At 62.8% G+C, this 19,218-nt stretch carries 24 protein-coding genes; 9 read left to right on the plus strand and 15 right to left on the minus strand.

Annotated features, from left to right (window positions below; all coding sequences use genetic code 11):
* Positions 1 to 16: 16 nt before the first annotated feature.
* Complete coding sequence (locus AC04PH_RS05475; protein WP_483064734.1) at positions 17 to 790, plus strand: alpha/beta fold hydrolase; 774 nt, start codon at positions 17 to 19, stop codon at positions 788 to 790.
* A gap of 167 nt (positions 791 to 957) precedes the next feature.
* Here AC04PH_RS05475 and AC04PH_RS05480 read toward each other — a convergent pair whose 3' ends face one another.
* The 4 genes from AC04PH_RS05480 to AC04PH_RS05495 form a co-directional block, all read right to left on the minus strand.
* Positions 958 to 1,338: a hypothetical protein gene (locus AC04PH_RS05480; protein WP_483064735.1), complete on the minus strand. Its 381-nt coding sequence runs from the start codon at positions 1,336 to 1,338 to the stop codon at positions 958 to 960.
* Between the two features lie 311 nt (positions 1,339 to 1,649).
* A complete protein-coding gene (locus tag AC04PH_RS05485) occupies positions 1,650 to 2,720 on the minus strand; it encodes a 5-(carboxyamino)imidazole ribonucleotide synthase (RefSeq protein ID WP_483064736.1) in 1,071 nt (356 codons plus the stop codon).
* Complete coding sequence (purE, locus tag AC04PH_RS05490; RefSeq protein WP_483064737.1) at positions 2,713 to 3,201, minus strand: 5-(carboxyamino)imidazole ribonucleotide mutase; 489 nt, start codon at positions 3,199 to 3,201, stop codon at positions 2,713 to 2,715. The genes AC04PH_RS05485 and purE overlap by 8 nt, the downstream gene beginning before the upstream one ends.
* 64 nt (positions 3,202 to 3,265) lie before the next feature.
* Entirely contained in the window at positions 3,266 to 3,484 is a 219-nt protein-coding gene (locus AC04PH_RS05495) for a YdcH family protein (protein ID WP_483064738.1), read from the minus strand.
* Between the two features lie 200 nt (positions 3,485 to 3,684).
* On the opposite strand from AC04PH_RS05495, the gene AC04PH_RS05500 reads away from it, so the two are divergent.
* Both AC04PH_RS05500 and AC04PH_RS05505 read left to right on the plus strand, forming a co-directional pair.
* Positions 3,685 to 4,098: an Hsp20 family protein gene (locus tag AC04PH_RS05500; protein WP_483064739.1), complete on the plus strand. Its 414-nt coding sequence runs from the start codon at positions 3,685 to 3,687 to the stop codon at positions 4,096 to 4,098.
* Positions 4,099 to 4,102: 4 nt separating this feature from the next.
* The gene (locus tag AC04PH_RS05505) at positions 4,103 to 4,327 is read left to right on the plus strand and encodes a DUF1150 family protein (protein ID WP_483064740.1); all 225 of its coding nucleotides are present in this window, start codon (positions 4,103 to 4,105) and stop codon (positions 4,325 to 4,327) included.
* Between the two features lie 182 nt (positions 4,328 to 4,509).
* Here AC04PH_RS05505 and AC04PH_RS05510 read toward each other — a convergent pair whose 3' ends face one another.
* Entirely contained in the window at positions 4,510 to 6,219 is a 1,710-nt protein-coding gene (locus tag AC04PH_RS05510) for a bifunctional sulfate adenylyltransferase/adenylylsulfate kinase (protein WP_483064741.1), read from the minus strand.
* A 279-nt stretch (positions 6,220 to 6,498) separates the two neighbouring features.
* Here AC04PH_RS05510 and AC04PH_RS05515 point away from each other — a divergent pair, with 279 nt between their 5' ends.
* Positions 6,499 to 6,996, plus strand: a complete 498-nt coding sequence (locus AC04PH_RS05515) for a YHS domain-containing (seleno)protein (RefSeq protein ID WP_483064742.1) — start codon at positions 6,499 to 6,501, stop codon at positions 6,994 to 6,996.
* 27 nt (positions 6,997 to 7,023) lie between these two features.
* Here the strand turns inward: AC04PH_RS05515 and AC04PH_RS05520 are convergent, their stop codons facing one another.
* Complete coding sequence (locus tag AC04PH_RS05520; protein ID WP_483064743.1) at positions 7,024 to 7,416, minus strand: hypothetical protein; 393 nt, start codon at positions 7,414 to 7,416, stop codon at positions 7,024 to 7,026.
* Positions 7,413 to 8,420: a thioredoxin-disulfide reductase gene (gene trxB / locus AC04PH_RS05525; protein ID WP_483064744.1), complete on the minus strand. Its 1,008-nt coding sequence runs from the start codon at positions 8,418 to 8,420 to the stop codon at positions 7,413 to 7,415. Before trxB ends, AC04PH_RS05520 begins: the two co-directional genes overlap by 4 nt.
* 170 nt (positions 8,421 to 8,590) lie before the next feature.
* Between trxB and AC04PH_RS05530 the strand changes: the two genes are divergently transcribed.
* The gene (locus AC04PH_RS05530; RefSeq protein ID WP_483064745.1) at positions 8,591 to 9,091 is read left to right on the plus strand and encodes an Lrp/AsnC family transcriptional regulator; all 501 of its coding nucleotides are present in this window, start codon (positions 8,591 to 8,593) and stop codon (positions 9,089 to 9,091) included.
* A 59-nt stretch (positions 9,092 to 9,150) separates the two neighbouring features.
* Here AC04PH_RS05530 and AC04PH_RS05535 read toward each other — a convergent pair whose 3' ends face one another.
* The 3 genes from AC04PH_RS05535 to AC04PH_RS05545 form a co-directional block, all read right to left on the minus strand.
* Complete coding sequence (locus AC04PH_RS05535; protein ID WP_483064746.1) at positions 9,151 to 9,732, minus strand: DUF2585 family protein; 582 nt, start codon at positions 9,730 to 9,732, stop codon at positions 9,151 to 9,153.
* 206 nt (positions 9,733 to 9,938) lie between these two features.
* Positions 9,939 to 10,490, minus strand: coding sequence for a methyltransferase family protein (locus tag AC04PH_RS05540; protein ID WP_483064747.1), 552 nt, complete (start codon positions 10,488 to 10,490; stop codon positions 9,939 to 9,941).
* Complete coding sequence (locus AC04PH_RS05545) at positions 10,487 to 11,122, minus strand: cation efflux transmembrane domain-containing protein (protein ID WP_483064748.1); 636 nt, start codon at positions 11,120 to 11,122, stop codon at positions 10,487 to 10,489. The genes AC04PH_RS05540 and AC04PH_RS05545 overlap by 4 nt, the downstream gene beginning before the upstream one ends.
* 73 nt (positions 11,123 to 11,195) lie before the next feature.
* Between AC04PH_RS05545 and AC04PH_RS05550 the strand changes: the two genes are divergently transcribed.
* Positions 11,196 to 11,612, plus strand: a complete 417-nt coding sequence (locus tag AC04PH_RS05550; protein ID WP_483064749.1) for a MerR family transcriptional regulator — start codon at positions 11,196 to 11,198, stop codon at positions 11,610 to 11,612.
* A 94-nt stretch (positions 11,613 to 11,706) separates the two neighbouring features.
* Here AC04PH_RS05550 and AC04PH_RS05555 read toward each other — a convergent pair whose 3' ends face one another.
* The 5 genes from AC04PH_RS05555 to lgt all read right to left on the minus strand — a co-directional run bounded on the left by AC04PH_RS05555 (position 11,707) and on the right by lgt (position 15,979).
* Positions 11,707 to 12,504, minus strand: a complete 798-nt coding sequence (locus AC04PH_RS05555; RefSeq protein ID WP_483064750.1) for a Hint domain-containing protein — start codon at positions 12,502 to 12,504, stop codon at positions 11,707 to 11,709.
* 330 nt (positions 12,505 to 12,834) lie between these two features.
* The gene (locus tag AC04PH_RS05560) at positions 12,835 to 13,020 is read right to left on the minus strand and encodes a hypothetical protein (protein WP_483064751.1); all 186 of its coding nucleotides are present in this window, start codon (positions 13,018 to 13,020) and stop codon (positions 12,835 to 12,837) included.
* 255 nt (positions 13,021 to 13,275) lie between these two features.
* Positions 13,276 to 14,049 (minus strand): peptidoglycan editing factor PgeF, encoded by a 774-nt coding sequence (gene pgeF / locus AC04PH_RS05565; RefSeq protein ID WP_483064752.1) that lies wholly within the window; start codon positions 14,047 to 14,049, stop codon positions 13,276 to 13,278.
* A complete protein-coding gene (locus tag AC04PH_RS05570) occupies positions 14,046 to 15,098 on the minus strand; it encodes a class I SAM-dependent methyltransferase (RefSeq protein ID WP_483064753.1) in 1,053 nt (350 codons plus the stop codon). Before AC04PH_RS05570 ends, pgeF begins: the two co-directional genes overlap by 4 nt.
* The gene (gene lgt / locus AC04PH_RS05575) at positions 15,095 to 15,979 is read right to left on the minus strand and encodes a prolipoprotein diacylglyceryl transferase (protein WP_483064754.1); all 885 of its coding nucleotides are present in this window, start codon (positions 15,977 to 15,979) and stop codon (positions 15,095 to 15,097) included. Before lgt ends, AC04PH_RS05570 begins: the two co-directional genes overlap by 4 nt.
* A 102-nt stretch (positions 15,980 to 16,081) precedes the next feature.
* Between lgt and AC04PH_RS05580 the strand changes: the two genes are divergently transcribed.
* The 3 genes from AC04PH_RS05580 (at position 16,082) to AC04PH_RS05590 (ending at position 19,175) form a co-directional block, all read left to right on the plus strand.
* Positions 16,082 to 16,327: an accessory factor UbiK family protein gene (locus AC04PH_RS05580; RefSeq protein ID WP_483064755.1), complete on the plus strand. Its 246-nt coding sequence runs from the start codon at positions 16,082 to 16,084 to the stop codon at positions 16,325 to 16,327.
* A 200-nt stretch (positions 16,328 to 16,527) separates the two neighbouring features.
* Positions 16,528 to 17,865 (plus strand): M16 family metallopeptidase, encoded by a 1,338-nt coding sequence (locus AC04PH_RS05585; protein WP_483064756.1) that lies wholly within the window; start codon positions 16,528 to 16,530, stop codon positions 17,863 to 17,865.
* Positions 17,865 to 19,175, plus strand: a complete 1,311-nt coding sequence (locus AC04PH_RS05590) for a M16 family metallopeptidase (RefSeq protein ID WP_483064757.1) — start codon at positions 17,865 to 17,867, stop codon at positions 19,173 to 19,175. Before AC04PH_RS05585 ends, AC04PH_RS05590 begins: the two co-directional genes overlap by 1 nt.
* Positions 19,176 to 19,218: the final 43 nt, after the last annotated feature.

The following is a 19,218-nucleotide window of genomic DNA, read 5'->3' on the forward strand; positions in this document are numbered from 1 at the left end:
GTGTTACCTATGGGGTATGAAACGATTTGCGATCATCAGTCTGACGCTTCTGGGCTGCGCGCCCATCGCGCAGAGCCTCGTGCATGCCGAGCCACGCACCACGGACGAATGCGTGGTGCTGCTGCACGGGTTGGCCCGGTCCGAGGTGTCGCTGGCCCCGATGGCGGCGGTGCTGGAATCGGCGGGCTATCAGGTCGTCAACACCGGCTATCCTTCGACCGACCAACCCATCGAGATGCTGGTGCGCGAGACGGTGCCGGCGGATGTGGCGGCCTGTGGCGACAAACGGGTGAATTTCGTGACGCACTCGATGGGCGGCATCCTGGTGCGCGCCTGGTTGTCGGAGGAACGCCCCGAAAAGATGGGCCGCGTGGTGATGCTGGCCCCGCCGAACCACGGGTCGGAACTGGTCGACATCTTCGGTGACTTCGAACCCTTCGAGTGGGTGCACGGCCCGGCGGGGCTGCAGCTTGGCACCGCCGACCAGATCGACGCCGGGATCACCTCCGTGCCCAACTCACTGGATGCGGTGCCCTACGAGATCGGGATCATCGCAGGCGACGCCAGCCTGAACCCGGTCTATTCCTCGCTGATCGAGGGGCCCGACGACGGCAAGGTCTCTGTCGCCTCGACCCGGCTGGAGGGCATGACCGACCACATCGTGCTGCCGGTCACGCATACCTTCATGATGAACAACCCGCTGGTGATCGCACAGGTGCAGGCGTTCCTGACCGACGGCCGGTTCCAGCGCGGGCTGAGCATCGGGGATGTGGTGTTCGGGCTGGATTGAGCGGGGTGGGCGGCGTGTTGTTGCGTCGGCTTTAGAGGAGTCCGACAGGGGATGCGAGCGCAGCGGTCGGTCCATAGCAGTTATTGGGAACGTCTCGCCGTGAAAAGCAGGAATAAGCCCATCGAGCAGCTTTTCTGCGTTGAAGCCAAGGTCCGCTTTTGCGTCAGCTAGAAGCAACGAGCGATAAGCTGAGAATTGAAATTCGACATCGCGGTTAGTGCAGCACTTCTACTTTCATTTATAATATCTGTTCGACCCAAGATTAGTTTTGTGTATTCGTCGGCTTCCGGAGGGGTGACATGCTCTGGGAGCAATCTAATTTCACCGAAGCTGCCTTGCCAAGAAAGGAGAAATGGGTCTTCGCAGTATTTGAGAGGCGCGTTTTCAAGGTGTTCGCTTGCATTGTTTACAGACCAAGTTAGCGAGATCGGCCAAACACCCACTTCGCTGAAAATCTTCAAATATGCGGCAGGGGTAAAGTACGCTAGCAAAAAGACGGCAAGAAAGAGGAATGCGACGATAACAACGAGCCACTTAACCGCTTTCATGCCCGATGTTCCTTTCAGCGCAATCTTGTATTGGAGATGGCAGTGTCTCTATCTCAAATCAAGTTCATGTGGCTGGTGAAACTGTATAAACCACACATAAGTTGAATCTGTTCGAACAGCAGCAAAGTCCCGCGTAGCAGATTTCAAGTCGGGCCCTAGCGAACGACCAGTCTCCGCCTCTTCCCCGCAACGGGACGTCAGCATTCTAGGTCAATCACGAGCCAAGGGACGTCAGTATTGACCGGCTCAGCGATGGTAAATGCTTCTGATCGGCCTAACGCTATTCCAATCTGCGTAAGGCCCAACTGCCCTCACACCGCCCCTGTCACCCGGTTTACATGCCCCATCTTGCGGCCCGGCTTCGCCTCGACCTTGCCGTAGAGGTGAAGCGCGGCGTCTGTCGCGGCGATCTCGGCCACACGGTCCATGTCATCGCCGATCAGGTTCTCCATGGTGACGTTCGCGTGGCGCGCACCGTCGCCCAGCGGCCAGCCCGCGACGGCGCGGATGTGCTGTTCGAACTGGTCGATCAGGCAGCCGTTCTGTGTCCAGTGGCCGGAGTTGTGCACGCGCGGCGCGATCTCGTTCACGATCAGCGCCTGCGGGGTCACGAACAGCTCAACCCCCATGACGCCGACGTAGTCCAGCGCGTTCAGGATACGGGCGGCGATCAGCACGGCGTCCGTGCGCTGGGTTGCCGTCAGCCTAGCGGGCACGGTCGTCGTGTGCAGGATGCCGCCCCGGTGCACGTTCTCGCCCGGGTCATAGCAGGCGACCTGCCCGGCGGCATTACGCGCGGCGATGACCGAGACCTCGTGACTGAAATCGACAAAGCCTTCGAGGATCGCTGGCGCGCCTGCCATGTCGGCAAAGGCCGCTTTGGCCTGATCGGGGGCCATGATCCGGGCCTGCCCCTTGCCATCATAGCCCATGGTGCGGGTTTTCAGGATGGCGGGCGTGCCGATCCGGTCGAGCGCCATCGTCAGCGCCGCCATGTCGGGCACGTCGGCGAAGGGTGTGGTGGCCAGCCCCAGATCGTTCAGGAACGTCTTTTCGGTCAGCCGGTCCTGTGACGTGGCAAGGGCCTGCCGACCGGGGTGAATCGGAGCGAGCGTTTCCAGCAGGTCGAGCGCGCTGGTCGGAATATTCTCGAACTCATAGGTGACGACATCGCAGGACTGGCCGAACCGGCACAGGGCGTCGGTGTCGTCATAGCCGGCTTTTATGTGGAAGTTTGCGACGTGCGACGCGGGGCAATCGCCGCCCGGCTCGAACACACAGGTCTTGAAGCCAAGGCGGGCCGCCGCAACCGACAGCATCCGGCCCAGCTGTCCGCCGCCCAGAATACCGATGGTTCCACCGGGTTTGAGCGCCTCAGTCATTGGTGGGCGTATCCGGGATCGAGCAGGACAGCTCGGCGCGCCACCGGTCCAGCCGCGCGGCAAGGTCGGCGTCCTGCAAGGCAAGGATGCCGGCGGCCATCAACCCCGCATTCGCCGCGCCCGCAGCCCCGATGGCCATGGTGGCGACGGGGTAACCGCGCGGCATTTGCAGGATGGAATAGAGACTGTCGACACCGGAAAGCGCCCTGGTCTGCACCGGCACGCCGATTACGGGGATGCGGGTTTTCGAGGCCATCATGCCGGGCAGGTGGGCGGCGCCGCCCGCGCCTGCGATGATCACCTGCAAGCCACGGTCCACCGCCGTTTTGCCATACTCCCAAAGACGGTCTGGCGTGCGGTGCGCCGAAACGATCCGGGTCTCGTGCGCCACGCCGAGGGTGTCGAGAATTTCGGCCGCTTCACGCATGGTGGGCCAGTCGGACTGGCTGCCCATGATGATGCCGACGGAGGGATGTGTCATGTCAGTTGGCCTGCTGCGACGGGAAGCGGCACTATAGCCACGGCGCGGTCGTGCGCAACGGGTCTCAGGCGATGATATCGGGGGTCAGGCGGTCCTCGATCCGGGCGATCTGGTCCTTGAGCGCCAGTTTCTGCCGTTTGAGCCGCTGTAGGGTCAGCATGTCGGGCGTGCCCTTGGCGTGCAGCGCGTGAATCGCGTCGTCCAGGTCGCGGTGTTCCTGCCGCAGCACCGCCAGTTCCACCCGCAGGACCTCTTGCTGTTCCATCTTGGTGGAGGTGTTCATGCGTATCGCCCGTTGCTGCCCTGAAAAGAGCCTCGATACTAACCGCAACCGGCGATTCCGCCTAGCGATTTATGCTGCCCCGCAGCACTGCACGGCCTTGCCAGCCCTTGCACCGGTCACTGCCGCACCCCATATTTCGATCAATGGTCGCCGTAAGGGGCCGCACCAACACAGTCGCTTGACGTATAAGGACGTGTCACATGACGAAGATGGCTTTGGGAACGCATCCGTTCCTGCTGGGATTTGAACAACTCGAACGGCTGGTTGAACGCACGGCGAAGACCGGCAATGACGGCTATCCGCCCTACAATATCGAACAGACCTCCGAGACGTCCTATCGGATCACGCTGGCCGTGGCCGGTTTTGCTGAGGACGATCTGGCGATCACGCTGGAGGACAACCAGCTTGTCGTGCGCGGGCGGCAGACCGACGACAGCGCGGGCCGGGTGTTCCTGCACCGCGGTATCGCCGGGCGGCAGTTCCAAAAATCATTCGTTCTGGCCGATGGCGTGGACGTGGGCGAGGCGCGGATGGAGAACGGGCTGCTGCACGTCGATCTGAACCGCGCGGTGCCCGACCGCGTTGTTCAGACGATTGCGATCAGGAAAGGATAAGGTCATGGATACCAAAGTGAAATTCGACAAGGTCGATCAGAACATCGTCTATGTGAAGTCCGTCGCCGCCTCCGATCTGCCGCAAGAGGTGCAGGACGAGGTCGGCGATCTGGAAACGCTGTTTTCGGTGCATGACGAGAACGGCGCGCAACTGGCGCTGGTCGCGAACCGCAGGCTGGCCTTTCATCTGGCGCGCGAAAATAACCTGCAGCCGGTGACGGTGCACTAGGCACGGTTCGTTGCCGTCCTCCCGCGGATAGAATCTAGGGTGCAGGTTTTGCGCCGCGCCGTGCGCGTCGCCCGGGGGGCGGCCCGTGCCGGGCCGCGCGGGGGTTTCACACCCCCGCACCCCTGTGAGGTATTTCCGACCAAAAGAAGACGGACACCGGCGGCGACGCCCTTCATTCAAAGTCAGGCCTTGATCAGACCCATGCTTTCCAGCTTCAGGATCACCTGATGGGCGCAGTTGTCGACCTCGACGCTTTCGGTCTCAAGCCGCAGTTCGGGGTTTTCAGGCACGTCGTAAGGGTCTGAAATGCCGGTAAATTCCTTGATCTTGCCTTCGCGGGCCAGCTTGTAGAGGCCCTTGCGGTCACGGCGTTCGCATTCCTCGATACTCGTTGCGACATGGCATTCGATGAAGGCACCGAAAGCCTCGATCTCCTCGCGGACCGCGCGGCGGGTCGTGGCATAGGGGGCGATGGGCGCACAGATGGCAATGCCGCCGTTTTTCGTGATCTCGCTGGCGACATAGCCGATCCGGCGGATGTTGAGATCGCGGTGCTCCTTCGAGAATCCCAGTTCCGACGACAGGTTTTTCCGCACGATATCACCGTCGAGCAGCGTGACGGGTCGGCCGCCCATTTCCATCAGCTTGACCATTAGCGCATTGGCGATGGTGGATTTGCCGGAGCCGGAGAAGCCGGTGAAGAACACGGTGAAGCCCTGTTTCGCGCGTGGAGGGCGGGATTTGCGCAACTCCTCGACCACCGCGGGAAAGCTGAACCATTCGGGGATTTCCAGCCCCTCGGCCAGACGGCGGCGGAGTTCGGTGCCGGAGATGTTCAGGATCGTGACATCTTCGGCGTCCTTGATTTCGTCGGCGGGTTCGTACTGCGCGCGGTCCTGCACATAGACCATGTGTTTGAAGTCGACCATCTCGATGCCCATCTCGTCCTGATGTTCACGGAACAGGTCCTGCGCGTCGTAGGGGCCATAGAAATCGTCACCGGCGGAATTCTTGCCGGGGCCGGCGTGGTCGCGACCGACGATGAAATGGGTGCAGCCGTGGTTCTTGCGGATCAACCCGTGCCACACCGCCTCGCGCGGGCCGGCCATGCGCATGGCCAGGTTCAGCAGCGACATGGCGGTGGTCGATGACGGGTATTGATCCAGCACCGCCTCGTAGCAGCGCACGCGGGTGAAATGGTCGATGTCGCCGGGTTTCGTCATGCCGACGACGGGGTGGATCAGCAGGTTCGCCTGCGCCTCTTTCGCGGCGCGGAAGGTCAGTTCCTGATGCGCGCGGTGCAGCGGGTTTCGGGTCTGGAACGCCACGACCTTGCGCCAGCCCATCTTGCGGAAATAGGCGCGCAACTCGTTCGGCGTGTCGCGGCGCGCGCGGAAATCGTAGTGCACAGGCTGCTGGATGCCCGTGATCGGACCGCCGAGGTAGATCTTGCCGGCCTGGTTGTGCAGGTAGTTGACCGCCGGGTGGGCGCTGTCGTCGGCCCCGAAGACCGAAGCTGCCTCATGCGACTTGTTCGGTTCCCACTTGTCGGTGATCGTCATCGTGGCGAGGATCACGCCCTCCTGATCGCGGAGCGCGATGTCCTGTCCGACCGCTACGGTATCTGCAAATGTCTCGGACACGTCGAGCGTGATCGGCATCGGCCAAAGCTGGCCGTCGGTCAGGCGCATCGTGTCGACGACGCTGTCGTAGTCGTCCTTTCCCAGAAACCCCTTGAGCGGGTTGAAGCCGCCGTTCATCAGCAATTCCAGATCGCAGATCTGGCGCGGGGTCAGATCGTGGCTGGTCAGATCCGCCGCCTCTGCCTTCAGCTTTTGCGCGGAGTCGTAGGAGACGTAGAGTTCCGGGATCGGGGCGAGGGTCTGGGACATTTTGGCTGACTACTCGTGAATTTGAGACTGTTGCGCGCGTGGTAGCCGGGGAATGTGGCCAGTTTCAAGCGCGCGCGTGCGGATTTGGTGAATTGTGGCGGGCGTGGTCAGGAAATGCACCACGCGCAGTGACGCGGGGCGCCCGTGGCACCCGATGTGCTGCGGCCGCCTGGAAATGGGTCTGACGCTTTGCGTGTTACAGAGCGTCACCGGAACGTGTCGCGGCGTGGGTGGATCGCCGGGCGGGCATGCGTCATGCTGATCGCAAGGAGGCCGATCATGTCAGTCATCAACCGCCGCACCCTGATTGCCGGTGCCGGACTTGCAGGTATCGCCGCAGGCGGTGCCTTTGTCGCCGTCAGGCTGCTGGCACCGGAGGATTTTACCGGCAGTGCCGTCTATACCGACGCGGACGGGATCGCGATCCGCGGCACCGACCCGGTGGCCTATTTCACCCAAGGAGAGGCCGTCGCAGGGTCGGCGGATTTCGCGGCGATGTGGAACGATGCCACCTGGCATTTCGCGTCCGCGGAAAACCGCGAGACGTTCCTGAGCGACCCGGAGGCCTATGCCCCGCAATACGGCGGGTTCTGCGCCTGGGCCGTGGCCGCGAAAGGCCAGCTGTTTTCGACGACGCCGGAGGCGTGGCGGATCGTCGACGGGAAGCTTTACATGAATTATTCGTCGGGCATCCAGCAGAAGTGGGAGGCCGATATTCCCGGCTTTATCGCGGAAGGTGACCGGACCTGGCCCGGTTTGGCCGCCATGGCGGGATGACGGCGGGCGGACCGTGACGATCTCGCGTCAATCCTGCGGTCGGCACGTCACCGGTGCGCGGTCGGGTTCCTGCGGCAGCGTACTCTCCGGTGTTTTCGCGGCATGGGTAAAGGCAAGTGTCTGTCCTTCGACCTGCCGCACGGAGACGACCAGGATCGCGCCGGGGTAGTTGTCGGTCATGCCTTCGGCAAGGACTGTGCCGGGCCAGTCCGGTGTCGCCACGTCCGGGTCCATCGGGTCAAGCGGCAGCGGCGCGAACCCTACGAAACCAAAGGTCAGCGGCGATTGCGTGACCGTGAACGGGCCGGGACCGAAGGCGAGTTTGCCCTCGGCGTTCAGATCGTCGGCACCGCAAAGCCAATCGGCCTGCGCTGTGGTTCCGCAGGCCAGAAGACCCAGAGCCGTGACGAGCTTGATCATTCGGCAGCGTCCTGCGGTGCGCCGTAACCCAGCGGCAGCGTGGTGTCTTTTTCCACATCCGTATCGGCGCTTTCGGCGAGGAATTTTTCCGCGTCGAGTGCTGCCATGCAGCCCATCCCGGCGGATGTGACGGCTTGACGGTAGATGTGATCGGTCAGGTCGCCCGCCGCGAAGACGCCGGGGATGGCGGTGCGGGTGGTGCCGGGGGTCACCTTGACGTAGCCGCCGTTGTGGGTTTCCAGCTGGTCCTTGACCAGTTCGGAGGCGGGGGCGTGGCCGATGGCGATGAAGATGCCTTTGGCTGGTATTTCGGTGATTTCGCCGGTCTTGGTGTGCCTGACGCGCACGGCCTCGACGCCCAGCGGGTTTTCGGTGCCGGTGACCTCCTCGACCTCGTGGAACCAGAGTGGTTCGATCTTGGGGTTCTTCTTCAGGCGGTCCTGCAGGATCATTTCGGCGCGGAGTTCATCGCGGCGGTGCACTAGCGTGACCTTGGAGGCGAAATTGGTCAGGAACAGCGCCTCTTCCACGGCGGTGTTGCCGCCGCCGACCACGACGATCTCTTGCCCGCGGTAGAAAAAGCCGTCGCAGGTGGCGCAGGCCGAGACGCCGAAGCCCTTGAATTTCTCCTCCGACGGCAGGCCCAACCACTTGGCGCGGGCGCCGGTGCACAGGATCACGGCGTCGGCGGTCCAGACGGTGCCGCTGTCGGTCTGCGCGGTGAAGGGGCGCTTGGACAGGTCGAGTGCGGTGACGATGTCGCCGATGATCTCACAGCCCATCTCGCGGGCGTGGGCCTCCATCCGCACCATGAGGTCGGGGCCCTGCACCTGCGTGTCGCCGGGCCAGTTCTCGACCTCGGTGGTGGTGGTCAACTGGCCGCCGGGTTCGATCCCCTGCAGCAGGACGGGGGACAGCATCGCGCGCGCGGCATAGACGCCCGCGGTATAGCCCGCGGGGCCGGAGCCGACGATCAGAACTTTGGTGTGGCGCGTGTCGGTCATGCTGGTCCCCCAATGTCGCTGGCACCCGATATAGGACGCGAAACAGCGAAGGTGAAGAGGGCCGCTGCCGCGTCGATTTTTTGCACATCTTGCGTAGGTCTGAAATATTGTTGCGCTGTTCGGTGCTTTTGCGTAGTTATCGTAATGATATTAGGAGGCGGGAGACACCGATGCCGGGCCAGAAGCTAGACGAGATCGACAGGATGATTCTGGCCGAACTGCAGGCCGACGGCCGCATGACCAACGTCGAACTGGCCAAGCGGGTCGGCATTTCCGCGCCGCCGTGCCTGCGCCGTGTGCGCACGCTGGAGGAAGCGGGCTATATCCGCGGGTACCACGCGGATGTCGACGCCCGGTCGCTGGGGTTCGAGGTGCAGGTCTTCGCGATGGTCGGGCTGGTCAGTCAGGCGGAGGCGGATCTGAGCGCCTTCGAGAAACGCTGTGACGGCTGGCCGTTGGTGCGCGAGTGCCACATGCTGAACGGTGAGGTGGATTTCATCCTGAAATGCGTAGCCCCCGACCTGCGCAGTTTCCAGCGGTTCCTGACGGAGGAATTGACGAGCGCGCCGAACGTGGCGTCGGTCAAGACCTCGCTGGTGATCCGCGGGTCGAAAGACGAACCGGGCGTGCCGTTCGACGTGCTCGAAGCGCGGCTGGCGAAAGAGGCGTGAGCGGGCGGACCTTCCCCACGGGGAAGGTTTTCATTTATTAACAGTTTGTTAACTGATATCTAGCTGCCGTTGCCGCGCATCGGGTTCAGATCCTGCTGCCAGTTTTCCACCGCCTCGACCGGATAGATCAGCATCAGGGTGGAGAGCGCCAGGCTGTCGCGGCCGATCAAGGCAGCCGTCAGTTCCAGCACCAGCACGCCCACGATGACCCAGAGCGTCGGCAGGGCGCGGGCGGCGAAATAACCGCCCAGCATCCAGATGTAATCGGCCACGGCGTTCAGCACGGAATCGCCGTAGTAGCCCTGGTTGATGGTGGTGGCGCGGAAGGCCCCCAGCACCCATTCGGTGTGCTCCACGATCTCCCACGCGATGCCGGTGAAGGCGACGATGGCCAGCAGCCACGGGCCGGGGATGCGCGGGAAAAGCAGCCGCCCGGCGAGGGCGACGAGGACCCCGTGCAGGATGTGGCTGAGCGTGTACCAGTCGGCGATATGCTGGGAGTTGCCGGAATGGAAGATCGACCCGATCCAGAACCGGACATAGCCACAGGTGCAGATCATCGGCTGCCCCCACGCGAGCAGCGTGATGGCGATGATGAAGATGCCCGAAAGGGCGAAGGTGTTGGCGCGGGCGTAGGTCATTCTGCCGACGTTACTGTGGAATAGGGCGACGCAAAGGCAGTCGGGTGGTTTTTGGCTGCGGGTGTTGCGGATGTGACATGGGGGGTGATGAGACGGAGCCGATGCAGCACCACGGTGGGGCATGCGCGGCGAATGTCGGGACTGAGCCTACACCTACCAAGATGCCGCACCGTGGCGAAGGTCTGCCTTTGCATTTGGTCATTTGTCTACAAGAACCGTCGGACCTTTGCTCTGTAGCTCTCGAACGCGAAACCGTATTGCTCCTTGAGCCACGGCTCTTCGGCGAAAGGCGCGGCGAAAAGAACGGCTATTCCGGCAAGACCGATGAGCGCCGCTTCAGACGACGCACAAAGCACAATCCAGCCGACAATCATTGCAATATCTGCAACGTACTGTGGATTTCGCGAATAGCGATACATGCCGCCCGTTCGAAGCGATCCTTTCGCGCCGCCAGTCTGGGCTATTCCGAATTGCGCCACCTCTGACCATACGATGACGTTGCCAGCAATGATCAGTGGAATGCCAACACCGAACCGCAGCCAAGTCGGGATTGGCAGGCTTCCCCAATTCATCAACCCAAGGATGATCAGGATACCGAATAGCGTGAATGTCGGAACCCAAACCAAAATAGGAGTCGCCTTGGTGTAGCGCCTTGGCGGCCAAAGGCGATGCTCAGGGTATGCGATAGACCAAAGTATCGCGGCTAGAGTGGCTGCTGCGATCGCAAGACCGAAGACGATCAAGACTGGCTGCATCATGCTTCGACGTGATTGTGATCGGAAATTTCCCGCCGCTCTGCCAAGGCTTGGCGCACGATCTGGAAGGCTGATGATAGGAACAATCCGGCCATGACGGTTGCCACGATCAGGTCAGGCCAACCCGTTGCTGTCCCCCACACACCAAGCGCTGCAAACATCACTGCTACATTCCCAATCGCGTCATTGCGCGAACACAGCCAGACCGATCGGACATTGGCATCACCGTCCTTGTAGCGCACCAACAGCAAGACGCTTGCCAGATTGGTGAGCAGCGCAAGAAAGCCAACAATACCCATGATCTCTGCGGTGGGGACGCCAACATAGAAGACGCGATAGACCGTCGATCCGAACACCCAAAGACCCATCAGAAGAAGGCTGACGCCTTTGAACAATGCCGCGTTCGTTCTCGCGCGGAGCGATGCCCCGATAACCGCAAGCGAAATGCCATAGGTCAGAGCATCGCCCGCAAAGTCGAGGGCGTCGGCTTGCAATGCTTGAGACTTGGCCAGATGACCTGCTGTCATCTCGACAAAGAACATCGTCGCGTTGAGCGCGATGACGATCCAGAGCCGTCTTTTATAGTCATCTGAAACGCCGTCAAACTTGGCATCATGTCCGCAGCAACCAGCCATGGGAATCCTCTTTCATCTTTGCTTGCTCATAGTGTAATGTCTCTAGTGACTAGAGGTTCAAGGGGTTTTTTTCATGTTTTCCATCGGCGAGCTTTCAAAGCGCACAAAGGTCAAGGTTCCGACCATCCGGTATTACGAGGAAATGGGATTATTGGCTGAGGCAGAACGCACATCCGGCAACCAACGACGATACGACAAAGCTGGTTTGGAGCGGTTGAGTTTCATCCGCCATGCGCGTGACCTTGGGTTTTCGATTGAAGCGATTTCGTCGTTGATCGAATTACAAGAGCATCCGGACCGGTCGTGCGAGGCTGCAACGGACATTGCCACGTTCCAACTTGAAGAGGTACGAGCGAAGATCAAACGTCTTAGAACACTTGAAAAGGAACTCAGCCGGATATCGAAAGGCTGCGACGGTGAAGGTGTATCCGAGGATTGCTACGTGTTGGCGTCATTGGCCGACCACAACTTGTGCGACCGAGACCACTAGAAACCGTGAATGCGGAAATTTGACTTTCGAGAACGAACGGCAGCAAGGTCCCGCACTGAAGACGTTTCTCACATGGTCGTCTTGCCAGCCCCCCTCACGCCACCGCGAACAAATCCAGATCGCGCAGCCTGATCCGGGGGTGGCACATCGTGCCGAAGGCGTTGATGTCGCGTTTGTGGGGGAAGAGGGACATGAAGATCATGCGCATATCGTGTTTCACTTGCAACGTGTGGGGCGGGCCGGGGTGGAGGGTTTCGACCTCGATGCCGTTCACGGAAATGCGCTCGTGGCTGTCAAAGCCAAGCTGATAGACGCTGACGGGGGCGATAGGGCGCAGCTCGATGATGCTGGCGCCGTCGATGAAATCACGGACAGGGACGAAAGCCGCGTCGTTGCCGGTCAAAGTGCGCACGCCCGCGTGGCGGTGCAGCATCCGGGCCGCAGGCCCCAGCACAAGGTCGGGACCCGGGCGGCCCGGTCCGAGCGCATCCGCCGTGATCCGCGTCATCGTGCCCATTTCCGGGCGGTGGTTCTGCGCGCCGGGCACGATCTGCATCGCGCCGCGCCATTTCAGCGTCTGGTATCCGCTGGTCGTCGTCTTCACGCGGTCGCCAGGCAGCAGATCCTCGACCGCGACAGGGCCGGTTTCGGTCTGCACGATGGCACCGCGGCCAAGGGCGGCGAAGCTGTCCTCGAACGCAGGTGTCGCGGGGGCGATGCGGGTAAAGTCGTCGATATCACCGGAGGAGGTCAGGTGGGCAACCTCGTATTTCCGCATCAGAGGCCGTGTGCGGAGAGGTTGCCCATCTGGACTAGCGATCCGTCCCATGCGGGCCGGAGAGGTATGGGTGTCCGCCGAGAGGCCTTCGGCGGTGCGTGGGGTCGTTTTCATCAGAGTAACCTTTCGGTCGCTCTCATCTGCCGGCCCCACCGACAACATCTGAGGAGTTGTTGCTGTTGGACCAAATGTGACGCAATCGGGGCAGGATCGTCAAAGGTTTTCGATGATTTGCGGCGCGGGCGCATCAATCCTGTTGGCCGGGTCGGGATTGTCGCCGGGGCGTGGACGCTGCTGCCATAATTCGGGCTGCCACGCGGGGAAATCGGGTCGCATACGGGCGAATCGCGCCCTGAATGTCGTGTTCGGCCCTGCGCACGAAAAAGCCGCGCAGGGGGAGGACCTGCGCGGCTTGTTTGCCGACTGAAGAAAATGAGGTGTGGTTTAGCCGGCGGCGTCGAGCGTCATGAAGGCGGGCAGCGGCGGCAGGGTGATCTTGGCGCAGCGGTCCTCGGCCTCCAGACGGCGGGCGATCATGGCCTGACGGCGCAGGCCGCGCTCCCATGGCATCTTGGTCGTGCAGGTTTCGGCTTCGGCTTTCACGGATTTCATCCAGCGTTTGTCGGTCATGTGTCGTTCCTTTTCAGTCGGTCTTTGGCATTGGCCGTCGATGGGAACAGACTGGCGCGTCAAGACGGCCAGAGTTTGACCGCGCGTAAAAAACTTCGCGCGGCCTGCGCCATTGATTATGGCAGTGCGACAGTAGGGTGGGGCCAGGCCGGATTGGGCTGCAAAACAAGGACGATCAGTGTGAGGCGATGGACAATCGGGGATCAAGGCCGCCCATTGTTTCCCGGATTGCGGCAACGCCGTGGCGGCGGGGCGTCAGATTGCCGCCCCATTCGGCAAGGAGATGGCCGCGATCAGGCGTCCGTAATCGGCCTCTTTCGCGTGGGTGGCGCGGCGATAGCTGTAGAACCGCGCGGGGTCGGCATAGGTGCAGTGGCGGGTCCAGGCGGCATCGCCGACGCCCGCCGCGCGCAGTTGCGCGAGGCCAAACCCCGGCAGGTCGAAATGCATCCGGTCACCGGTGCCGTTCGCGAAAAACCGTGCCGCCCCGTCGTGTTCGGCCATGACCGCGTCGAAGAACTCCGGCCCGACCTCGTAGTTGCGCTGGCTGATCGTGGGGCCGATGACGGCAACGGTGCGGGCGCGGTCGGCGCCCAGCGCCTCCATCGCGGCAAGGGTGTTTTCCAGAATGCCGGAGACCGCCCCCTTCCAGCCGGCATGTGCCGCGCCGATCACACCGTTGGCGGCATCGGCGAAAAGCACCGGCTGGCAATCGGCGGTCAGCACCGACAATGCGATTCCCGGTTTGGCGGTGACGAGCGCATCGGCTTTCGGTTTGTCCTGTAAGGGGGCTGTGACCGTGATGGCATCCGCTGAATGCACCTGATGCACGCCGCAGAGCGCATCCGGCGCGACGCCCACCGCCTGTGCCGCGCGCGCGCGGTTGATCGCGACGATGTCGTGCTGGTCGGAGCTGCCGAAGCCGCAATTCAGACCCGCGAACACGCCCGACGACGCACCGCCCGCGCGCCCGAAGAAGCCGTGCGGGAACCCGGCCAGCAGATCGTGGGTGATGATGTCCAGACTCATGCCTCAAGCCCCTGTGGCGGTGCTGCGCCTTTCGGCACAAGCCCCATGACCTTGAACAGCCGGCCCATCGCGTCCGGGTGGGTCAGCCGGTGATGGGCTGCAATATGCTGGTCCAGCGCGTCGCCCGCAAGGCCCTGCGCCAGTTGCTGCGCGCGGGCGGTGATGCCCAGCCGTTCCAGAAACACGCCTTGCGGGATCATGGGGGTCGGCTGGGCAGGGGCGGCTGCGCTTGCGATGGCCTCGAAATCGACATGGGCGGTCAGATCCGCCTCTCCCGGAGCGGCGAAGGGATCGACGGCCGCGTTGCCGCGGAGGGCCTGGAAGGTGTCGCCGAGGCTGCGCCAGTCGCCGTAGTCGATGAAGAGCGCCGCGCCGCCGTGCCGGGCGATACGTGTCGCGATGTCGGCGACGATGGCGGGCAGGGCCGGACAGGTTTCCACGATGTCGCCTTCGGCGGTGTCCTCCAGCCGGTGCGTCAGGCCGGCGAGGGGGGCAGGGGCGGTGAGGGCGGTGGACAGACCTTCCGGTGTTATGGTCACCACACGCTCGCGCCAGCCTTGGCCGGCGCGCTGGAACTGGCGGATCGGTAGGGCATCGAGGAATTCATTGGCGATGAGGTAGAGTGGCTGATCGGGCAAAGTGGCCACGGTATCGTGCCAGTTTGCTCCTCGCAAAGCTTTGGCCTGAAGCGCGCGCAGATGCGGGGAGGTTTCGACGAAATGCACGGTCAGCGCATCATGGAAACCGGGCACGCCACGCGTCGCGCGCAGGGTGTCCGCCATCAGCGTGCCGCGCCCCGGCCCGAGTTCGGCCAGTGTGATCTGTGCGGGCGCGCCCTGATCCAGCCAGCATTGCGCCAGTGACAGCCCGACCAGTTCGCCGAACATCTGGCTGATTTCGGGAGCGGTGATGAAATCCGCACCAAAGGGATCGCGCGTGGCGTAATAGCCATGGCCGGGGTGCATGAGGCAGTCGGCCATGTAGTCGGCGAGCGTGATCGGCCCCTGCGCCGCGATCCGGGCGCGGATCAGATCGCCCAGCGGGGTCACGCCCGCCGCCGGGCCAGCACGATCACGGTGACCCCGACAAGGATCATCGGCAGGGTCAGGATCTGCCCCATGGTCAGCCCGTAGCCACCGAATTCCAGTGCAAGGCCCAGCGGGTTGCCGGGCGACTGGAACTGCGCGTCGGGCTGACGGACGAATTCAATGAGGAAGCGCGCGATCCCGTAGCCTGCGAAGAACACGCCGGTCAGCAGCCACGGCCGTTTTAGCGCACCGAAGCCGAAGGCGAGCGTCATCAGAACACCGCCGAGCAGCAGCCCTTCGAGACCTGCCTCGTAAAGCTGCGAAGGGTGGCGGCCGCAGAGTTCCGTCGCCGTTGCGCAGCTTTGCGCGGCCTGCCCGGGAAAGGCCACAGCCCAGGGCAGGTCGGTGGGGCGGCCCCAGAGTTCTGCGTTCACGAAATTGGCGATCCGCACCAGCAGGATCGCAGGGGTCGCGGCGATGGCAACCACATCGGCCAGCGAGCCCAGCGGCACCGCATGACGGCGCGAAAACAGCCAGACCGCCGCGACCACGCCCAGGAACCCGCCGTGAAACGACATGCCGCCGGTCCAGATCATCGGAATTTCCAGCGGGTTCGCGATGAAACGTGACGGGTTGTAGAACAGCACGTAGCCTAGCCGCCCCCCCGCGATCACGCCGATCACGATATAGGTCAGCAGGTCCTCGAGTTTGGCGGGGGCCATAGGTGCGCTGTCATTGCGCCAGAGCCTGTCGCGTCGCAGGGCCGCCGCGATCACCTGCCAGCCGATGGCGATGCCCACGATATAAGCCAGCGCATACCAACGCAGCGGGATGTCGTAGCCGAACAGCCCGTTCGGAAACACGAAGGGCGAGATGTCGGGAAAGGGGATGGGGCCTGTCATGATCCTGTCTTGTGCGGCGATATGGCCAAAGTCAACCGGCTTGCGCCCCGTCCACCCCGGACCCATATAGAAGGTAACAGTCCTTTGATCCGGAGCGGCACGATGCAAGGCAAAAACAAGATTTTCGACGACCTGAGCCAGTTGATGACCAACGCCATGGGCGTGGCACAGGGTGCGCGCGACGAGGCGGGAAACGCCATGTCGTCCATGATGGACCGCTGGCTGGCCGACCGCGATCTGGTCACGCGCGAGGAATTCGACGCGGTGCGCGCCATGGCGCAGAAGGCACGGGAAGAGAATGAGGCGCTGTCGGCCCGGATCGCGGCGCTGGAAGGCAAGGCGACATAGGCCTTTTGGCTGTAGGTCTGTTTGCCAAATCCGCGATTTGGCAGCGCCCGATCCGCCCCCACGGGGCGGGCGCTTCGCTTTCCGCCCCTCGGATCGGGCGCGGTCTTTCGATCACAACCGTGTAAGCGAGAGTTGCTTAATAAGCATTCGGCTTTAACTTCCACATCAATCTATCAACGCACTGTGTGGAACATATCAATATGCGTAATCTCCTGATCGCTCTTGCTGCTGGTGTCGCCGCTTTGGCGACCGCGACAAGAGCCGAAGACGTCACGACATTCACGCTCGACAACGGCATGGATGTCGTGGTGATCGAGGATCATCGCGCGCCGGTCGTGGTGCATATGGTCTGGTACCGGGTCGGTTCAGCGGACGAGCCGCCGGGCACGTCCGGGATCGCGCATTTTCTGGAACATTTGCTGTTCAAGGGCACCGATACGCTGGCACCGGGGGAGTTCTCCGCCACGGTCGCCGCCAACGGCGGGTCGGACAATGCCTTTACCAGCTACGACTACACCGCCTATTTCCAGCGCGTCGCGGCAGACCGGCTGGAGTTGATGATGCGGATGGAAAGCGACCGGATGAACAATCTGGTGCTGACCCCCGAAGATATCGTGACCGAACGGCAGGTCATTCTCGAAGAACGCAACCAGCGCACCGAAAACAATCCGGGCGCGCTGGCGCGTGAGCAGTTTCAGGCCGCCCAGTTCCAGAACCACCGCTACGGCGTGCCGATCATCGGCTGGAAACACGAGATGGCGGAGCTGTCGATGGCGGACGCGCTGGCGTTCTATGATCTTTACTATTCCCCCAACAACGCAATCCTTGTCGTGGCGGGCGATGTGGAGCCGGACGCCGTGCGCACGCTCGCCGAGACCTATTACGGTGTGATCCCGGCAGAGCCGGAGTTACCGGCGCGCGCGCGACCGGAAGAGCCACCGCAACGGGCCGAGCGGCGGATCACCTATGTCGATCCGCGTGTCAGCCAGCCTTATCTGACGCGGTCCTACCTGGCCCCGGAACGCGATGCAGGCGCGCAGGAGGAGGCCGCGGCCCTGGTCTATCTGGCGGAGTTGCTGGGTGGTTCGCCGTTTACTTCCACGCTTGGTATCGCATTGCAGTTCGACACCCAGACGGCGGTCTATACCGGCGCGGGATACAACGGCAGCGCGCTGGACGACAGCACCTTCGCGATCACCGTGGCGCCGTCGGAAGGTGTCAGCCTGTCGGAGGCCGAGGCCGCGATGGACGCGGCGATCGCGGATTTTCTGGCGCAGGAGATCGACCCCGAACGCATGGAAAGCCTGCGCACGCAACTCCGCGCGTCGGAAATCTACGCCAAGGACGATGTGCAGGGTCTGGCCCGGCGCTATGGCGCGGCGCTGACACAGGGATTGACCATCGCGGATGTGCAGGACTGGCCGCAGATTTTGCAGGATGTGACGGCGGACGACGTCAAGGCCGTGGCGCGGCAGGTCCTGGACCGTGATCGCGCGGTGACCGGCTGGGTCGTGGCCAGCCAAGAGGAGGCCCGGTGATGCGGCATTTCATACTGACGGCAGTTTTCACGCTGATCGCGGCGGCGGCACAGGCCGCAGTCGAAATCAAGACGATCACATCGCCGGGCGGGATCGGCGCCTGGGTGGTCGAGGAGCCGTCGATCCCGTTCGTGGCGCTTGAAATCCGCATCCGCGGCGGCACGTCGCTGGATGAGCCGGGCAAGCGCGGGGCGGTCAACCTGATGATGGCCCTGATCGAGGAAGGCTCAGGCGATCTGGACGCGCGGGCGTTTCAGGCGAAGCTGGAAAGTCTTGCCGCGACATTCCGGTTCCGGGTCTATGACGATACCGCCTCGATCTCGGCGCAGTTCCTGACCGAAAATCGCGACGAGGCGCTGGCGCTGTTGCGCGACGCGCTCGTCGACCCGCGTTTCGATCAGGACGCCATCGACCGGGTCCGGGCGCAGGTCCTGTCGGGAATCGCAGCCGATGCAAAGGACCCCGCCCGGATCGCGGGTGCGGCATTCAACGCCGCCGCGTTTGGCGACCACCCCTACGGCACAGCTGCCGACGGCACCGTCGAGAGCGTGAATGCGCTGACCCGTGACGACATGGTCGCGGCACATCGCAACGTGCTGACGCGCGACAGGCTCTATGTCTCCGCTGTGGGCGACATCACCGCGGAAGAGCTTGGCCCGATGCTGGATACGCTGCTGGGCGCATTGCCTGCCGAAGGTCCGCCGTTGCCGCAAGAGGCTGATTTCGGCCTGGCGGGCGGTGTGACGGTCGTCGATTTCGAGACCCCGCAGGCGGTGGCGCTTTTCGGTCATGAAGGGATCGAGCGGGACGACGACGATTTCTTTGCCGCCTATATCGTGAATGAAATTCTGGGTGCCGGCGGGTTCGAAAGCCGGCTGATGAACGAGGTTCGCGAAAAGCGCGGGCTGACCTATGGGATCAGCACGTTTCTGGTGCCGAAACTGCACGCGGAACTGATGCTGGGGCAGGTCGCCTCGTCCAATGCGACGATTGCGGAGGCCATCGCCGTGATCCGCGCTGAATGGGCCCGCATGGCAGAGGACGGGATCACGCAGGATGAACTCGGAACCGTCAAGACCTACCTGACCGGTGAATATCCGTTGCGGTTCGACGGCAACGGCGAAATTGCCGACATCATGGTCGGCATGCAGATGATCGGCCTGCCGCCGGACTACGTCATCAACCGCAACGACTACATCGAGGCGGTGACGCTTGAGGATGTGAACCGGGTGGCCGCCGAACTGCTGCAGCCGGACGCGCTGCATTTCGTGGTGGTGGGGCAACCGGAGGGATTGCCGGTCGCCGAATGAGCATTTTCGCGAAAATGCGCAGGCGTCGATTTTTCGCCGAAAA

Source organism: Yoonia sp. KMU-150, from assembly GCF_056858355.1.

What these genes read in the sequence shown, in the direction of transcription:
- AC04PH_RS05585 (WP_483064756.1), top strand. Translation starts at nt 16,528, where the DNA reads ATGCGTAATCTCCTGATCGCTCTTGCTGCTGGTGTCGCCGCTTTGGCG.
- purE (WP_483064737.1), bottom strand. Translation starts at nt 3,201, where the DNA reads ATGACACATCCCTCCGTCGGCATCATCATGGGCAGCCAGTCCGACTGG.
- AC04PH_RS05560 (WP_483064751.1), bottom strand. Translation starts at nt 13,020, where the DNA reads ATGACCGACAAACGCTGGATGAAATCCGTGAAAGCCGAAGCCGAAACC.
- AC04PH_RS05515 (WP_483064742.1), top strand. Translation starts at nt 6,499, where the DNA reads ATGTCAGTCATCAACCGCCGCACCCTGATTGCCGGTGCCGGACTTGCA.
- AC04PH_RS05475 (WP_483064734.1), top strand. Translation starts at nt 17, where the DNA reads ATGAAACGATTTGCGATCATCAGTCTGACGCTTCTGGGCTGCGCGCCC.
- AC04PH_RS05495 (WP_483064738.1), bottom strand. Translation starts at nt 3,484, where the DNA reads ATGAACACCTCCACCAAGATGGAACAGCAAGAGGTCCTGCGGGTGGAA.
- AC04PH_RS05480 (WP_483064735.1), bottom strand. Translation starts at nt 1,338, where the DNA reads ATGAAAGCGGTTAAGTGGCTCGTTGTTATCGTCGCATTCCTCTTTCTT.
- trxB (WP_483064744.1), bottom strand. Translation starts at nt 8,420, where the DNA reads ATGACCGACACGCGCCACACCAAAGTTCTGATCGTCGGCTCCGGCCCC.
- AC04PH_RS05505 (WP_483064740.1), top strand. Translation starts at nt 4,103, where the DNA reads ATGGATACCAAAGTGAAATTCGACAAGGTCGATCAGAACATCGTCTAT.
- AC04PH_RS05485 (WP_483064736.1), bottom strand. Translation starts at nt 2,720, where the DNA reads ATGACTGAGGCGCTCAAACCCGGTGGAACCATCGGTATTCTGGGCGGC.
- AC04PH_RS05530 (WP_483064745.1), top strand. Translation starts at nt 8,591, where the DNA reads ATGCCGGGCCAGAAGCTAGACGAGATCGACAGGATGATTCTGGCCGAA.
- AC04PH_RS05580 (WP_483064755.1), top strand. Translation starts at nt 16,082, where the DNA reads ATGCAAGGCAAAAACAAGATTTTCGACGACCTGAGCCAGTTGATGACC.
- AC04PH_RS05590 (WP_483064757.1), top strand. Translation starts at nt 17,865, where the DNA reads ATGCGGCATTTCATACTGACGGCAGTTTTCACGCTGATCGCGGCGGCG.
- AC04PH_RS05510 (WP_483064741.1), bottom strand. Translation starts at nt 6,219, where the DNA reads ATGTCCCAGACCCTCGCCCCGATCCCGGAACTCTACGTCTCCTACGAC.
- AC04PH_RS05520 (WP_483064743.1), bottom strand. Translation starts at nt 7,416, where the DNA reads ATGATCAAGCTCGTCACGGCTCTGGGTCTTCTGGCCTGCGGAACCACA.
- AC04PH_RS05540 (WP_483064747.1), bottom strand. Translation starts at nt 10,490, where the DNA reads ATGATGCAGCCAGTCTTGATCGTCTTCGGTCTTGCGATCGCAGCAGCC.
- AC04PH_RS05545 (WP_483064748.1), bottom strand. Translation starts at nt 11,122, where the DNA reads ATGGCTGGTTGCTGCGGACATGATGCCAAGTTTGACGGCGTTTCAGAT.
- AC04PH_RS05555 (WP_483064750.1), bottom strand. Translation starts at nt 12,504, where the DNA reads ATGAAAACGACCCCACGCACCGCCGAAGGCCTCTCGGCGGACACCCAT.
- AC04PH_RS05535 (WP_483064746.1), bottom strand. Translation starts at nt 9,732, where the DNA reads ATGACCTACGCCCGCGCCAACACCTTCGCCCTTTCGGGCATCTTCATC.
- AC04PH_RS05500 (WP_483064739.1), top strand. Translation starts at nt 3,685, where the DNA reads ATGACGAAGATGGCTTTGGGAACGCATCCGTTCCTGCTGGGATTTGAA.
- AC04PH_RS05550 (WP_483064749.1), top strand. Translation starts at nt 11,196, where the DNA reads ATGTTTTCCATCGGCGAGCTTTCAAAGCGCACAAAGGTCAAGGTTCCG.
- lgt (WP_483064754.1), bottom strand. Translation starts at nt 15,979, where the DNA reads ATGACAGGCCCCATCCCCTTTCCCGACATCTCGCCCTTCGTGTTTCCG.
- pgeF (WP_483064752.1), bottom strand. Translation starts at nt 14,049, where the DNA reads ATGAGTCTGGACATCATCACCCACGATCTGCTGGCCGGGTTCCCGCAC.